This window comes from Marinobacterium rhizophilum DSM 18822 (assembly GCF_000378045.1).
GTDB classification, from domain to species: domain Bacteria; phylum Pseudomonadota; class Gammaproteobacteria; order Pseudomonadales; family Balneatricaceae; genus Marinobacterium_A; species Marinobacterium_A rhizophilum.
Window position 1 is genome coordinate 118,987 of record NZ_KB899096.1, and the last position, 14,562, is coordinate 133,548.

General features: G+C 59.2%; 13 protein-coding genes and 1 tRNA gene. 4 read left to right on the forward strand and 10 right to left on the reverse strand.

Annotated elements, in window-relative coordinates; translation table 11 throughout:
• The first annotated feature begins 110 nt into the window (after positions 1-110).
• Positions 111-1,460 carry an ABC transporter substrate-binding protein gene (locus F451_RS0110595; protein ID WP_020681348.1) on the forward strand — a complete coding sequence of 450 codons (1,350 nt, stop codon included), beginning with the start codon at positions 111-113 and terminating at the stop codon, positions 1,458-1,460.
• A 13-nt stretch (positions 1,461-1,473) separates the two neighbouring features.
• On the opposite strand, the gene F451_RS0110600 is transcribed toward F451_RS0110595, so the two are convergent.
• Entirely contained in the window at positions 1,474-2,016 is a 543-nt protein-coding gene (locus tag F451_RS0110600) for a cupin domain-containing protein (RefSeq protein ID WP_020681349.1), read from the reverse strand.
• A 64-nt stretch (positions 2,017-2,080) separates the two neighbouring features.
• Positions 2,081-2,860: a gamma-glutamyl-gamma-aminobutyrate hydrolase family protein gene (locus tag F451_RS0110605; protein WP_020681350.1), complete on the reverse strand. Its 780-nt coding sequence runs from the start codon at positions 2,858-2,860 to the stop codon at positions 2,081-2,083.
• A 287-nt stretch (positions 2,861-3,147) separates the two neighbouring features.
• Here F451_RS0110605 and F451_RS0110610 point away from each other — a divergent pair, with 287 nt between their 5' ends.
• From F451_RS0110610 to F451_RS0110620, 3 genes are all read left to right on the forward strand, one after another.
• Positions 3,148-4,506, forward strand: a complete 1,359-nt coding sequence (locus F451_RS0110610) for a glutamine synthetase family protein (protein ID WP_020681351.1) — start codon at positions 3,148-3,150, stop codon at positions 4,504-4,506.
• A gap of 95 nt (positions 4,507-4,601) precedes the next feature.
• Entirely contained in the window at positions 4,602-6,023 is a 1,422-nt protein-coding gene (locus F451_RS0110615; protein WP_020681352.1) for an aldehyde dehydrogenase family protein, read from the forward strand.
• Between the two features lie 101 nt (positions 6,024-6,124).
• The gene (locus tag F451_RS0110620; protein WP_020681353.1) at positions 6,125-7,408 is read left to right on the forward strand and encodes an NAD(P)/FAD-dependent oxidoreductase; all 1,284 of its coding nucleotides are present in this window, start codon (positions 6,125-6,127) and stop codon (positions 7,406-7,408) included.
• 25 nt (positions 7,409-7,433) lie between these two features.
• On the opposite strand, the gene F451_RS0110625 is transcribed toward F451_RS0110620, so the two are convergent.
• The 8 genes from F451_RS0110625 to F451_RS0110660 form a co-directional block, all read right to left on the reverse strand.
• Positions 7,434-8,360, reverse strand: a complete 927-nt coding sequence (locus tag F451_RS0110625; RefSeq protein WP_020681354.1) for a hypothetical protein — start codon at positions 8,358-8,360, stop codon at positions 7,434-7,436.
• A 204-nt stretch (positions 8,361-8,564) separates the two neighbouring features.
• On the reverse strand, positions 8,565-11,147 hold the full coding sequence (locus F451_RS25340; RefSeq protein WP_020681355.1) for a UvrD-helicase domain-containing protein: 2,583 nt from the start codon (positions 11,145-11,147) through the stop codon (positions 8,565-8,567).
• 113 nt (positions 11,148-11,260) lie between these two features.
• Positions 11,261-11,674: a ketosteroid isomerase-related protein gene (locus tag F451_RS0110635; RefSeq protein WP_020681356.1), complete on the reverse strand. Its 414-nt coding sequence runs from the start codon at positions 11,672-11,674 to the stop codon at positions 11,261-11,263.
• Positions 11,675-11,826: 152 nt separating this feature from the next.
• The gene (locus tag F451_RS0110640) at positions 11,827-12,108 is read right to left on the reverse strand and encodes a hypothetical protein (protein ID WP_156826446.1); all 282 of its coding nucleotides are present in this window, start codon (positions 12,106-12,108) and stop codon (positions 11,827-11,829) included.
• A 117-nt stretch (positions 12,109-12,225) separates the two neighbouring features.
• On the reverse strand, positions 12,226-12,888 hold the full coding sequence (locus F451_RS0110645; RefSeq protein WP_020681358.1) for a response regulator: 663 nt from the start codon (positions 12,886-12,888) through the stop codon (positions 12,226-12,228).
• Positions 12,889-12,924: 36 nt separating this feature from the next.
• Positions 12,925-13,398 carry a hypothetical protein gene (locus tag F451_RS0110650; RefSeq protein ID WP_020681359.1) on the reverse strand — a complete coding sequence of 158 codons (474 nt, stop codon included), beginning with the start codon at positions 13,396-13,398 and terminating at the stop codon, positions 12,925-12,927.
• A gap of 83 nt (positions 13,399-13,481) precedes the next feature.
• Entirely contained in the window at positions 13,482-14,234 is a 753-nt protein-coding gene (locus F451_RS0110655) for a DNA-binding protein (RefSeq protein WP_020681360.1), read from the reverse strand.
• Between the two features lie 154 nt (positions 14,235-14,388).
• A tRNA-Cys gene (locus tag F451_RS0110660) sits at positions 14,389-14,462 on the reverse strand.
• Positions 14,463-14,562: the final 100 nt, after the last annotated feature.

Consider the following 14,562-nt stretch of genomic DNA (forward strand, 5'->3'; position numbering starts at 1 on the left):
CGATGATGTATGGCGACGGCGTCAGCTCGCGTTGAGCGTCGCTCGAAGTCAAGACTGAGCTAGGCTAATGGATAGTTGATTTGCTCATTCAGGACCTCCGGGGGACGCCCATGCCGCAGCCGAGCCAGCACAACCATCCAGCCGAGGCGGGTTCCGTCACGCGCCGGCAGCTGCTGCAGGGCGCCGCGCTTGGCGCCGGCGCACTGCTGGGGTGGCCAGCCGACGCCAAGGAGAATGCAGATCTTGGTGTCCTGAAAGTCGGGTTCTGCGGGCCTTTTACTGGGCCGGCCCAGGATACCGGGCTCGATATGCGCCGCGGTGTGCTGATGGCCCTGATGGATGCCCGGGCAGACGGCGAAATTCCGCTGCTACTGGCAGGGCAACGCCATGATATCCGGCCGGTCTGGATTGATACTGCTTCGAATCCGGCTGTAGCGGTTGATGCGGTGAAGCGCGCCATCGACGAGGATCATGTCAGCCTGATGGTGGGCGGGTGGCATTCCGATGTCGCCCTGGCACTCATGGACACTGAAGCGCCTTACGGGATTCTGCACCTTGGACACCTCGGTGAAGCCCAGGCGATCGCGGATCGGCTGAACCAGGATTACACCCGATACCGTGGCTGGTTCAAGGGCTGGCCTTCGCCCACAATGCTGGCGGCCCGTTATGGCGAGCCACTGCAGTATCTGAGAAACCAGGGCCTCTGGCGGCCGGCAACAAACCGTGCGGCCATCATGGTAGAGAACAGTGCTTATGGACGAGGCTGGGGTGAGGCGCTGCGCGCCAGTCTGCAGTCGACGGGGTTCAGTGTCGATGTACCAGACCTTACCTCGATTGAACAGGACGATTTCACGCCGCTGCTAACCCGTTACCGCGAGCAGCACATCTCCCTGGTGGCCATGACCACCACGGGCATCCAGGCGGCGGCGCGCTTTGTGCGCCAGTTCCGCGAGCAGCAGGTGGATGCGCTGTTGCTGGGGCACGGGATACGCTGGACCCGCGACTGGTATGCCTATACCGGCAGCAGCTCGGACTACATCATCACGATGGATTCGGCGATGCCAATTGCGCTCTGGCAGCAGTGGTGGGTGCGTCGCTACCGTACGCTGTTTAGTGACATGCCCAGTATCGCGGCAGCCGGGTTGCATTACGATTACACGCGCATGGCGATCCGTATGCTCAATGCTACCGCGAGCCTGGCGCTGGATGACCTGGTGCGGACGCTTTATCGCAGTCCTTATCGCGGTGTGTGGAATCGCTACCAGTTTTCCAGCAAGCCACATCCCCGCGCCCTTTCGCCCAACGAAGTCATGACCGGCAGCTTTATGGAAGGCTTTTTCTTTCCGCTGGCGCAGTTATACAACGGTGAGGCGCACATTGTCTGGCCGCCCCGCTACGCCGATCAGCGCTTTATGCTGCCGCCTAAAACGCGCAGCCAGGATCTCTTAAAGATGCAGTGACAGCGTGCCCCGTTCAAAAGGTCGGTGGTGTATGGGCGCTGACAATACGGCAGGTTTTCTTGCTGCGATTGCGGAAGCGGTGCGGAATCTGGGTTGAAAACGAATAGCTGTCACCGGCATCCAGGCGATGCACTTCCCCGCCAATGGTCACCTCGATGGAGCCTTCAATGACGGTGCCGGCCTCTTCGCCCTCGTGGGCCATCATCTCGGTGCCCGTGTCGGCGCCGGGTTCGTAGCTTTCGATCAGCAGGGCCAGGCTCGATTTGTTTTCAACGCTGCCCACCAGGCGCAGTTCAATGCCGTCGCTGCCGATATCAATCAGTTCATCCGGGCGGTACACCACCTTCTCGTGGGCATTCAGATCCACGGTAAAAAACTCGGTGACCGACATGGGAATGCCATCAAGAATTTTTTTGAGTGAGCTGACCGACGGGCTGACCCGATTCTGTTCAATCATTGAAATCGTGCTGTTGGTCAGGCCAACCCGCTTGGCCAGTTCCCGTTGCGAGAAGCCATAGATCTGGCGAATTTTCTTGAGTCGGTCACCTACATCCACGCTGGGGACTCCTGTTCTGGTGTTGATATTGATCGCTGGCGGCTTCTTGGCATGGCATGCGCCCTCAGCCGTTGCGTGTCTGGGTCCGGGCTCGGCAGGCATTGCCAAAAGCCGCAAAAATCGCCTGATAGAAAGGATGCTGCTCCAGCTGCCATTCCGGGTGCCATTGTACGCCCAGCAAAAAGCCTGCTGCGGTATCCGCCAGGCTAAAGGCCTCGATCAGCCCATCGGGTGCCCGTGCTTCGGCCCGCAGGCCAGGAGCCAGACGCTCTACCCCCTGCCCGTGCAGTGAATTTACCTGCTGGGTCAGAACATTGTTCATCATTTGTGCCAGCAGGCCACCGGGCTGAAGCTCAACCGGATGGCGGGTGGCGTACTGCTGCTGCAAGGATTCAGCCTTGCATTCGCGGTGGTCCTGCAGCCCCGTCACTTCATGCACCGCCTGGTGCAGGGTGCCACCGAGTGCCACATTGATTTCCTGAAAGCCGCGGCAGATTCCCAGTACCGGGATCTTTTGCGCCGCGGCTGCGCGAATCAGTGCCAGCGTCGTCGAGTCCCGTAGCGGGTCGGTCTGCATGTCTTCCCGTTGCAGTGGCGCACCGTAGTGTCTTGGCTCAACGTTGGAATAGCTGCCGGTGAGCAGAATACCGTCCAGTCGCGGCAGTAGACAGACACTTTCTTCGCCCAGCGCAGGCATTAACAGCACTGAAACCTCAGCACCGTGGCGGGCGGCCTGAATGTACTTGTCGCCCACCATGTGAAAGCGATGCAGACCCACCACACTGGTGCAGGACGAAATGCCCACCAGTGGGCGCGGCGTTAATGGGTCTGACTGGGTTTTCATGCTGCCTCTCGATTGATCTATATATTCATCGCCTGAGAATATCCTGTCGCGCTTCCGGTCTCGGTGCATGACTCGATTTTGCTACATTGAAGAATATAAGGGAACACATATAGCCAAAAATGCCACCCGGATAGGATCTTATGATCAATAAACTGATCATGCGATCTTGACCGGCAGAATTCGTAATCGCTAAACTGATCGGTATAACAAACACATGAATGGGTTTGTTATGGCCGCCTTCGGCCCGCCCACGCCCTGGCGTGATCAAAGTAAGCAAGGACAAGACCATGTCTTCCCACAGTCAGCACATCGAAGCCGCTACCTTTTTGAAACAGAACCCTGACATGGAGGCCATTGATCTGCTGATTCCCGACCTTAACGGCGTGATTCGAGGCAAGCGCATCGAACGCGAAGGGCTGGAAAAGGTGTATGAGGATGGCGTGAACCTGCCTGCCTCGCTGTTTTCCCTCGATATCACCGGTAATACGGTTGAAAGCTGCGGCTTGGGATTGGAGATTGGCGAGCCCGACCGCATTTGCAAACCCGAACCCGGCACACTCAAGCTGGCGTCCTGGCAGCGTCGTCCGATGGCCCAGCTGATGATGCACATGTACGAGGAAGACGGCTCCCCCTTCTTTGGCGACCCGCGTCACGTGCTGGCGAAAGTGTTGAAGAAATTTGACGCCCTCGGTCTCACACCGGTGGTGGCGGTCGAACTTGAGTTCTACCTCATTGACCAGGAACGGGATGAGGAAGGCCGGCCGCAACCGCCGGTCTCGCCGCGCAGCGGCAAGCGCGATGAACACACCCAGGTGTACTCGATCACCAACCTGGATGACTATGCCAACCTGCTGGAGGAAATCGCTCAGTACACGGCAGACCAGGATATTCCGGCCGATACCGCCGTGGCGGAAAACGCGCCGGGTCAGTTCGAAATCAATCTAAAACACCAGGACGATGCGCTGGTGGCCTGCGATAACGCGCTGCTGCTTAAGCGGGTCATCAAGTCCGTTGCCGAACAGCACGGCATGGAGGCGTCCTTTATGGCCAAGCCCTATAGCGACGAAGCCGGCAATGGCATGCATATTCACATCAGCCTGCTGGATGCGAACGGCAATAATATGTTTGCCGAGCATCAAAAACTATTGGAGCACGCGGTGGGCGGCGTACTGGAAATAATGCCGGCATCCATGGCGCTGTTCTGCCCCAACGTCAACTCGTACCGTCGCCTGCAGCCCGGCTATTACGTGCCAATTGCGCCCAACTGGGGCTATGACAACCGCACTGTCGCCGTTCGCATTCCGGCGGGGCCGGAGTCCGCCACCCGCATTGAGCACCGCGTATCGGGTGCCGACGCCAATCCCTACCTGGTGATGAGCGCGCTTTTGGCCGGTGTGCACTACGGTTTGCAGCAGGAATGCAAGCCGGGTCCCGAAACCGAGGGCAATGCTTTTGCTGATGAGTCCATTGGTTTGCCGATCCGCATGCCGGATGCACTGCAAAAGTTGCGCGAGAGTGAGGTGCTGCGTCACTACCTGGGGAGCGACTTCATTGATCTGTATGACTGCTGCAAATCTGATGAATTGAGCCAGTTTGAGCGCCATGTCAGCGAACTTGAAACCCAGTGGTACCTGTCGACGCTTTGACAGGGCCGAGTGCAGTTCTTTAGCGCTACGCTGTACAGCACAGATCGACAGGCGCACGACCAGAATTCTAATTTATTGAATATCAAGGTGTTGGCATGGAAATCTTAACCGAAATATACATTGACGGCGGCTGGGTCCCAGCCGGTGGCGCTGCGCGGGAGCTGGTGAACCCTGCCACGGGCAGCGTGCATGCCCGGGTCACTGATGCCAGTAGCGCAGACGTCGATCTGGCGGTGCAGGCAGCCCGGCGGGCCTTCCCTGCCTGGTCTGTGACCTCCTCTGCCGAGCGCGCCGCCTGCATCGAGCGCATCTGTGTCGGGCTGAAAGCGCGCAGCGAAGAACTGGCCAGTACCATCAGCCGGGAAATGGGCATGCCACTGCAATTGAGCCGTGGCTGGCAGGTAGCGGGCCCCATCACCGGCATGCGCTCTTTTGTGGCCCGGGCGGCTAAAATGGATGAGGTGCGCCGCGAAGGACATTCGCTGATCCTGCGTGAAGCCATTGGCGTGTGCGCCTTTATCACCCCCTGGAACGTGCCACTGCATCAGCTGGTGGGCAAGGTCGCGCCAGCACTGGCCGCGGGCTGCACCATGGTGCTCAAGCCGGCTGAAACCACACCGCTGCATGCGCTCATTTTTGCCCAGGTCGCGCACGATGCAGGCCTGCCAGCCGGTGTATTCAACCTTGTCACCGGAGATGGACCGAGCATCGGTGAAGCACTGTGCACCCACCCTGAGGTTGATATGGTGTCTTTTACCGGCTCAACCCGGGCGGGTGTACGGATTGCGCAGATGGCGGCACCGGATGTGAAGCGGGTCTGCCAGGAACTCGGCGGCAAGTCGCCGCTGATCATCACCGAGGATGCCGATCTTGCGGCGGCAATCCATTTTGGCGTGCGCGACGTCATGGTCAACTCCGGCCAGATCTGCTGCGCCCTCACCCGCATGCTGGTGCCGCGCAGCCGTTACAGTGCGGCTGTTGCGCTGGCCCGTCGCGAAGTCGACGCCATCCAGGTGGGCGACCCGCAGCTGAGCGACAGTTTTATGGGGCCTGTGAGCTCGGCCGCACACCAGGCGCGCGTACTGGATGCCATACGCGGCGGTCTGCAAGAAGGCGCCCGACTGGTATGCGGCGGTACCGAACCGCTCCCCGGGCTGGAACAGGGTTGCTATGTTCGCCCCACGCTACTTGCCGACGTAACCAACGACATGCGTGTTGCCCGGGAGGAGATCTTTGGCCCGGTACTGTGCTTGCTGAGTTTTGATGATCTCGAGGACGCCATTCGCCAGGCCAATGATACGCCCTACGGACTGGCCGCTGCGGTATGGGCTGCAGATACCGAACAGGCACAACACATTGCAGGCCGACTGCGTGCAGGCCAGGTAAGCCTGAACGGCGCGGGCTGGAACTACAGCGCCCCATTTGGGGGTTATAAACACTCGGGTAACGGCCGCGAATGGGGCGATGAAGGTCTGGATGAGTTTGTCGAGATCAAGTCAATTCAGCTACCGGAATAGCGTGCGTTATCGTTGTCAGCAATATGTTTGTCAGCCCCCTCTATTCGTACACAGAACGGCCTGCTCTCGTCCAGCGACCTGCGCGGGCAATGAGAATCAAAATGACACAAAAACAGCATACTGCGTCCTACTATGCCGCTTCCGCCAATGATACTCGGCAGCGGCCATTGCTGGCGGGCGACGCGACGGCGGATGTCTGCGTTATTGGCGCCGGTTTTACTGGCCTGTCCAGTGCACTGCATCTGGCTGAACAGGGCTTCAGTGTGATCGTACTGGAAGCGAACCGCATTGGGTTTGGCGCGTCGGGTCGCAACGGCGGCCAGATTGTGCACAGTTACAGCCGTGACATGGATTTTATCGAACGCAACTATGGCGCGGATACCGCCAATGCCATGGGGGCCATGGCATTTGAAGGCGGCCGCATTATTCGTGACTTTGTTAAGCGCTACGCTATCCAGTGCGACCTGAAGGATGGCGGTATCTTTGCGGCCTGCACCAACGCCCAGCTGGATGAGATGGCCAGCAAGAAACGCCTGTGGGAGAAATACGGCCATCAGCAACTGGAAATGCTGGATGCGCACAGCATTCGTCACTATATCGGCTCGAGTCGCTACACCGGAGGTCTGCTGGACAAAAGCGGCGGGCACTTCCATCCGCTTAACCTGGTGCTGGGAGAAGCCGCCGCGCTGGAGTCACTTGGCGGCGTGATCTACGAAGACTCGCAGGTCGTGCGCGTCGAGCAGGGCTCGCGCGTGCGGCTCTATACTGAGCAGGGCTCGGTCAGCGCTGAGCATGTTGTTGTTGCCGGTAACGCCTATCTCGGCGGCCTCATTCCGCAGCTGGCACAAAAATCCATGCCCTGCGGTAGCCAGGTGCTGGCCACCGAGCCGCTCAGTGCAGCAATGCAGCAGACGTTGCTGCCCCAGGGGCAGTGTGTCGAAGACTGCAACTATCTGCTGGATTATTACCGCCTCAGTGGTGATGGCCGGCTTATCTACGGAGGCGGCGTTACCTACGGTGCCCGCGAGCCCGGCAGGATCGAGCAGCTGATTCGGCCCAATATGCTCAAGACCTTTGCGCAACTGGCCAACGTCAAGATTGAGTTCGCCTGGACGGGCAATTTCCTGCTGACCCTGATGCGACTGCCGCAGTTTGGCCGCATTGGCAACAATATCTATTATGCGCAGGGGTACAGCGGCCACGGCATCGCCAGCTCACACCTGGCGGGGCGCCTGATCTGCGATGCAATTCGGGGTGAATCCGAGCGCTTTGATGTGTTTGCCGGACTGCCGCAACACAGCTTCCCGGGTGGGCGCCTGTTGCGGGTGCCGCTGACAGCCATGGGGGCCTGGTATTACAGCCTGCGTGACCGGCTGGGCGTCTGAGGATACGGCTTCAGTCTGCGGCCTTTCAGTGATGGTTTCCGGCTGTCGTCTGGGCGCAGGCGGGTTCCAGGGTACTGAGCATGGCATCCCATTCATCCAGGTCCAGGTCCTGCACGCCCCTTGATCTGAAACGGTCCTGTGACTTGAGCCAGTCATTGATACAGGCCTGCTTGGAGCCTTGATGGACACCGAGGAAGGCACGGGGGTCAATCCGCACGCCCAGTACATCAAGCGTATCGGTTTGGAAGTTGTACGACTTGATAACACCGCCGGCACAGGCGCCGGCATCATTGGCGACGTCTACGTAGGGTTTCCAGTCCATAAAGGGGGGCTGTGGCTGCGCGCTGGTCGAGTCCTGTTCCTGCTGTCTTTCATGCTGCTGCATAAACAGGCGCCATTCGTTGAGCCGGGTCGGGTTCAGCAGACGAAAGGGTGTGGCTGCCGACAGAAAAATCAGCCGTTCAGACCCCACTTCTGACACGCGCAGTGCGCCATCGTTACAGCGGTCTCCGCCTGGCACATAGAGCAGCGGTTTTACCACCTGCGTGCCATCGGGCTGCAGCAGTAGCCAGATGGAGCTGCTCAGGTTTCCCAGGCCGTTGCCCGCTGTGACTTCAAACAACGTCCATTTGTCATTACCGGTCTTGCTCGGCCAGTGCCCTGCGACCGCATAGGCAATAAAGCCCTGATTATAGCCCTCGTCGCTCACACGTTGTGCGGTGTAGGTCAGGTCTGCGGCATCGTGACCGGGAAAGATAAACACCGGGTATTTGCCGGGCATGCTATCGCAAATGACCGGGCCGAACGGGCTGTCGCCGGTGAGTCCGTTCAGGAGCTGGTCAAAACACAGCGGGTGAATTGCCGCGCCGGGCGGGAATACCCGGTCATCCGCGCTCAGGGGCGATATCGACAACAGGCCCAACAGCGCGAGCCCTGCGAAAAAGCGTCGCATCGCTCACCTCCCCTGACCCCTGCGTATCCTCTTCACCGATCGGCCAGTTTTACAGAATCCCCACTATCCCTCTGGATAGAGCTTTTCTTTAGTGTTGTAGGTAAGACCGACTCTGGCCAATATTTGTGCCATCTTTCTAGTCATGTACAACGCCACCCTGTTGCACAGGGCACGCGCCGGCAACCCTAAAGGTCGCAGCCGGTCTCAGTGAGCGGCTGCGTTAAGCGGCTCGAATTCATTGCGCTCGAGCAGGTACTGAGGGTCGGTGAGCAATTCTGTGATGAAACATGACGGGCGATTGCCGTTGTAGAGCAGATACACCCTGTGGCGTGCACGGGTCAGCGCCACGTAGAACAGGCGCCGCTCTTCGGCATGGGGGAAGGTTTCGCCGCCCGGCAGCAAGGCATCTAGCAACGGATGCACACTGCGGTCGGCTGGAAAACCATATTTGCCGCTCTCGAGCCCGAGAATAATGGCGAAATCAGCCTCGCGTCCCTTGGCTGCATGCAGCGTGCAGGCGTCCAGTTGAACCTGCCCAAATCGCTGCTGCAGCTGCGCCAGGCGAGCGCTGTCGGGCAAGCTGAAGCGGTTGCGCGCCATGATCAGCACGCTGCTGTGTTGATCGCCACTGCGCTGGCACACGGCCTGCAGTACGCGTTCCAGCACCGCAGGATCCGCCGCGGGGGCACGACTGTGGTGCTTCAGCATCGAGACCGCAGGCGCGTCGACCTCGGCCCCGCTGCGCAGCTGCTTGGGCAGCTGGGCAGGGTTTTTTAGCACAAAACGGGACGCCAGGGCGCCGATGCTGCTGTTAAAGCGAAAGGTCTGGTCCAGCGCGGTTATTGAGGCCGGACCAAAGAAGTCGGCAAAGCCGGTCGTCAGTCCCACATCACTGCCGGCAAAGCGGTAGATCGATTGCCAGTCATCGCCCACGGCGAAGAGTGCAGCGCCCGGCACGGTATTGCGCAATGCTCGAATCAGGCGGGCGCGCAGAAGTGATATGTCCTGGCATTCATCCACCAGAATGTGCTGCCACGGCGAAGCAAAACGCCCCTGCTCCACGTACTCCAGTGCCCGTGCAATCATGTCGTCGAAATCGATCTCGCCATCCGCCTGCAGCTGTGCCCGGTAACGCGCCTGCAAGGGCTGTAGCAGTGCCAACCCCTGTTCCAGTCGCTGCGATTCGTGGCGCGTATCAATGCGTGCCTGCAGCTGATCAGTATCGTGCGGTACGCTCCTGCTAACGCGCAGCAACTGGGTAAGCAACTCGCAAAAGGGTTGCAGCAGCCCCCGCGCCTGCAGCCGCTCCAGTCGCGACGGGTCCGGTTTGGGTTGCGGCGCGACACCCTGCTTCGCGAGCTGCCGGGCCAGGGTGTCGATCAGGCTGCCGTCCGCCTGCTGGTAATGGAATAACTCGATACGGCGCTGACTTTTTGCTCGTGCCGTATGGCGCAGGGCATCGAGTTGCTGCCGATAGGCGACAGGCTCTAGATAGGCCGGTGTGGCCTCGTTTTCGTCGAGCAATACGAGATCAATGCAGATGTCCTGCGCCGGCAGGTAGAAATCGGGGACGGGCGCCGTGTGACCCCCTGCGCCTTCCGGTACGGCGTAGATCCCGGCCGGCTGGTAGCGATAGTCTATGTCCTGACTCCAGAGCCAGTCGGCTATCATGCAGGCTGCGGTGCTGTGCACCGGCTCATCGGCCAGGGAGCGCACGGCGCTGGCATGCAAAAAGCGCTGGTGTTCCTCTGCACTGGCAAAGTCGAAGGGTGTGTCCGATGGGTGTGCAAAAAGCACCATGTAATCCAGCAACTGGCGCCGATACTCTGGTGTCTCCAGCAGGGCTTCGAGCTGTTGGGACATCCAGCGCCCGAGCCTGGCGTCATCCTGGGCGAGCGGACTGATTCGCGGCCTGCGGCCTTCCACTGCACTCATAATACGTTGCCCCAGCGCATGAAAGGTCGTTGCATCCAGCGCGATACCAAGACGCTGTTGCAGGCGCTGTTGCATTTCGCTGGCCGCCTGGCGCCCAAACGCCAATAGCAGTATGTCCTGGGGTTGCGCCTGGCCACTGGCAATCAGGTAGGCTGCGCGCCCGATCAGGGTGCTGGTCTTGCCGCTGCCTGCACCGGCCAGTACCAGGTTGCCGTCATCCAGGGTCATGCAGGCGCGTTGCTGACTGGAGGTCAGAGGAAGACGTTCGATACGTTCAAACAGTGCGCTGTGACGCGCCTGCTGGGTGTCGAGGTAATGTTCCCGGTAGCGTTGCAAAAGGCACGCATCGCCACTGGCAATGCGTTTAAGGCGCTGGTAGTGGATATTCGGCCGGGCCGGTGCGTGCAGCAGGCCGGCTTCGCTGCGTGACAGAACGGCGGCGGCCTGGGCCTGCAGTTGTGACCAGGTTGAGCTGCGCACATAGGCGCGCCTGACATTGGCTTCGATGCGTTGCAGCTGCTGTGCGAAGTCGGGAGTGTGCTGCTGGTGCAACTGCTGGCCGAACGCACGCCAGAAGTGGCGGTGCCAGCGTCCGATCCAGCCCAGCATGGGCATCGCGGGCCCAGGCGCGCCGTCTTCGGCTTCAGCGTCAGGCATTGCAAGACGGTGGAACAGTGTGCCGGTGTGCAGGCGCGGGTCCACGGCCAGATCTGACCAGGGAATTAACTGTGCAGGGGCATCCGCGAGGCAGACATGCAGCCCGTCGGAATCCACTGTCAGGCGTGTCCAATGACAGCCCAGCTGTCGTGCAAACAGCCGAACAAGCAACGGCGGAGAGATCGTGGGGGTCAAGCGGATGCAACGCTCCCTGTATTAGAGCGCTCGCGAGGTGCGTCGCCCGTACTGAGGCACAGTTTATAGGGCCTCAGGACGACGAACGCAAGGATGCAGTGCCTGACAGAAAGTTAAACCGCCGCGCCAACCTGCTCCAGCCAGTCATTGAGGTTGTAATAATTAGTGATGCGCGCCACTTTTCCCTCGCGCAATTCAAAGAAGGCGCCGGCGGGCAGGCGGTACTGTTGCCCGGTGGCGGGCGGCAGGCCCTCATCGCTCTTGAGGTAACGCCCCAGTACGACAAATTCGGCCGCCGCGCGCTGGCCATCGGCACTGACCATAACCTCGATATCAACCAGCTTCTCTTCGTAACATTCGTTCATGCGGGACATGAACGCAGCAAAGGCCTCTTTGCCAATCTCTCTGCCGCCCTGATTGATGTCGTGTACAACGTCTTCGGTCAGCAAGTCCAGAAAGGCGGGCATGTCGCCGGCGTTAAAGGCCTGGTAATACTGCTTAACAAGGCTGAAGGCTGCGTCTGTCATGGGCTCCATCCGGTATTAATATGACGAATTTAAAACGGGGAAATAAACAGACGACACATTAGCATGCACGGCAGGATGCACTGCTGCGCCCGTGCGACGCTTTCATATGCGCCAGCGCAGCAGGGCGGCGGTTACAGAGCGATAACGTAACTTTACATGAGGCAGGTTGGCGATGTGCGGTTGTCGTAGCTGCTGATCAGAAAGGGGTACACCTGTACCAGCTCTGCGGTGATATCGGACTGCACTACAAAAACCTGGTGGCTGGGCGCCGGGGAAAGCTTGGCCAATACCTCATATTGCGAGGCGGACCTGAGCTGCGGTACACCATCGACCTCCAGATCGGCTTCAAGCCGGATCAGGTCTCCGACGTTAATTTCGTGCCAGATAAAACTGGTTTCGAGCAGAAGCTCACTGGAGGTTTCCATTTGTCGCATGGCAACTCCTTAGCCAAAGGTTACAGTCACAGTATGGACCCGGTCGTCGCGAGCTGCGCGACTGGCATCAAGGTGCCGGCACCCTCGCCTGCCTCGATGAGGCCGTTCAATACCCTGTTAAGGGTCGATCAGGCCGTGTCGCATTGCCATGTGCACAATTTCGGCATTGGCCTTGAGGTTGAGTTTGCGCTTGATATTGGAGCGGTGGGCATGCACCGTCTTGGGGCTGAGGAAAACTTCTTCGGCAATCTGGGACACCGAATGCCCGCTGGCGAGCATGACAAAAATCTGCAGCTCGCGGGAACTGAGCTGATTTACCGGCGAGCTGTCCCCTGCTGAATCATCCAGCTGGTCCTGGATCGACGGCGAAAAATAGCGCTCCCCCAGGTTCACTCGAACCACTGCATCGATCAGTTCTGCCGGTGCGCAGCGCTTGGTCAGGTAGCCCTTAACGCCGGCACCAATGACCTGACTTGGGTAGGGTTTGGTTTCGCAACTGGACAATACCAGTACCTTGGCACGGGAGTCATGGGCAAGAATCCGCCTGATGGCCTCCATGCCGCCACTGATGGAGGAGTTGTCGGGTGCGCCCTCCTGGCTTGGCATGGTGAGATCCAGAACCACGATATCCGGCTTAACGGCGCGAAACTGCTCAAAGGCCTCGTGACCGCTGCTCGCACTGGCGATAATCTGGATACGCTCGTCGGACTCCAGGATGCGCTGGAAACCGTCGCGGACAACGGGGTGGTCGTCAGCAAGCAGTACACGTATAGGGCCCATATTATTCCTTATAAATCAGTATTTAACTACGTATACCTAAGGTAATACATCGTTAATAAGGGGGCCCGCATCTGGCGTCACTGCCTCAGCCCCCCGATAAGCTCCATAGGTCTCTACATCCAGCGCACAGGAAGAAGCCATGGCTTCGGGCCTGATCTGGGCCGGCAACGCGACCAGTTCATCACTGTAACCGATCAGCTGAATGCCCTCTTTCTGGCAGTGGCGCAGTACTTTTTCCAGCGCCCGTATGACCGTGATCTGCCGGTCATTGAGCCGGTCCGGCACGGCTGGCTGATTGGCGCGCCGGCGGCTCGTTACCTGGCGTATCGCATAGCCGTCGGAATCAAGTAACTGCAGTGTCACACCAGACAGCTTTTCCTGTACCAGTGCCTGCTTGGCGCTATTAAACAATAGTTCCGTGCCGCAGCATACGGCATCCTCGGCGCCACAGCGTCGCAAGGCATCCACAATCGTGGCGTAATCGGCATCATCTTCGAGTGTTATATCCATTTTTATACCCGTACAGCAGCATCAGAAATGAATCAGGCAAGGCAAGGCACCAAAGCGTCAATACCCTGCATTGTACAAAGCATTTAACCGCGTGACAGCGTCTTGCTTTCACGACGTGCAAGCTCAAGTTCAAGCTGGTGGACGCGCGCCATCAGGCTGCGTTCCTGCTCCTGTAGCTGTTGGCGCAGTCTGGCATTTTCCTGCGCCAGCGTATCATTGCTGCGCTGCAGGCGCTTGCCGTCCTCTTCCTGAATCTTCAGGCGCACACGCAGGTCAAGTAGCTGTTCTGTATCGGCGCTGCCCGAGTCTCGCGCTTGCAGCAGCGCCTGCTGCTTGAGCTGACGGGCCTGATCTTCATTCTCGGATCCCAGGCGAATCAAGCGCTCTTCCTGGCGCAGACGCTCCGCCTGGCTGGTCTCCAATTGCACGGATAGCTGCTCGTTGCGCTCCAGCAACCTGGCATTCTGTTCCTGCAGCTGGCGCAGGTCGGAACTCACGGCAAGGTCATCCTGGCGGATTTTCTCCAGGTTTTCGCGATGCTGTTGTTCCAGCTGGGTGCGCTGTTCGAGAAAGCGTTGCTCAGCATAGCCCAGTGCCTGATCCCACAGCTTGCCGGCGCTAAGCAGAACCGCCTCCGGTACTTCGGGGTGCTGGTTGCGCCGCGTAATGCGCTCGCCCAGCGACTTCCACCAGTCACCCAGAGCCTTGTTGATCGTCGTCAGACTGCCGCTGCCGATCAGTTCGCGCACATTCTGTTGCGTCGGGCGCAGACCCTGCTCAAGCAGCTGATCAGCCGCCACAAACACTTTTTGGCGTGTATCGGAACCTGGTTTCATATTAATGATACATAATACGTATTGTAATTCATGAGTATCAATTGCGACCGACGCGTGTAATCGTGCAATAGAGCCAATGAAAACAGCAGGATAACCTAAAGCAGCGACACCGTCGCCGGAAGATGACAAATAGAGGAGCAGAAAGGGGAAATAATGGAGGCTGGAGTCGGAATCGAACCGGCGTACACGGAGTTGCAGTCCGCTGCATGACCACTCTGCCATCCAGCCTCAAGGCGCTGCATAATACAGCAATGCCTTCAGGGGTCAACAGCGAAAGCGAAAAATCCCGCCGGCCGGCACGATCGCGGATGACCCTGCGTAAAATGTG

Coding starts and splice junctions, on each gene's coding strand:
- F451_RS0110595 (WP_020681348.1), top strand. CDS start 111: ATGCCGCAGCCGAGCCAGCACAACCATCCAGCCGAGGCGGGTTCCGTC.
- F451_RS0110605 (WP_020681350.1), bottom strand. CDS start 2,860: ATGAAAACCCAGTCAGACCCATTAACGCCGCGCCCACTGGTGGGCATT.
- F451_RS0110610 (WP_020681351.1), top strand. CDS start 3,148: ATGTCTTCCCACAGTCAGCACATCGAAGCCGCTACCTTTTTGAAACAG.
- F451_RS0110615 (WP_020681352.1), top strand. CDS start 4,602: ATGGAAATCTTAACCGAAATATACATTGACGGCGGCTGGGTCCCAGCC.
- F451_RS0110620 (WP_020681353.1), top strand. CDS start 6,125: ATGACACAAAAACAGCATACTGCGTCCTACTATGCCGCTTCCGCCAAT.
- F451_RS0110625 (WP_020681354.1), bottom strand. CDS start 8,360: ATGCGACGCTTTTTCGCAGGGCTCGCGCTGTTGGGCCTGTTGTCGATA.
- F451_RS0110635 (WP_020681356.1), bottom strand. CDS start 11,674: ATGACAGACGCAGCCTTCAGCCTTGTTAAGCAGTATTACCAGGCCTTT.
- F451_RS0110640 (WP_156826446.1), bottom strand. CDS start 12,108: ATGCGACAAATGGAAACCTCCAGTGAGCTTCTGCTCGAAACCAGTTTT.
- F451_RS0110645 (WP_020681358.1), bottom strand. CDS start 12,888: ATGGGCCCTATACGTGTACTGCTTGCTGACGACCACCCCGTTGTCCGC.
- F451_RS0110650 (WP_020681359.1), bottom strand. CDS start 13,398: ATGGATATAACACTCGAAGATGATGCCGATTACGCCACGATTGTGGAT.
- F451_RS0110655 (WP_020681360.1), bottom strand. CDS start 14,234: ATGAAACCAGGTTCCGATACACGCCAAAAAGTGTTTGTGGCGGCTGAT.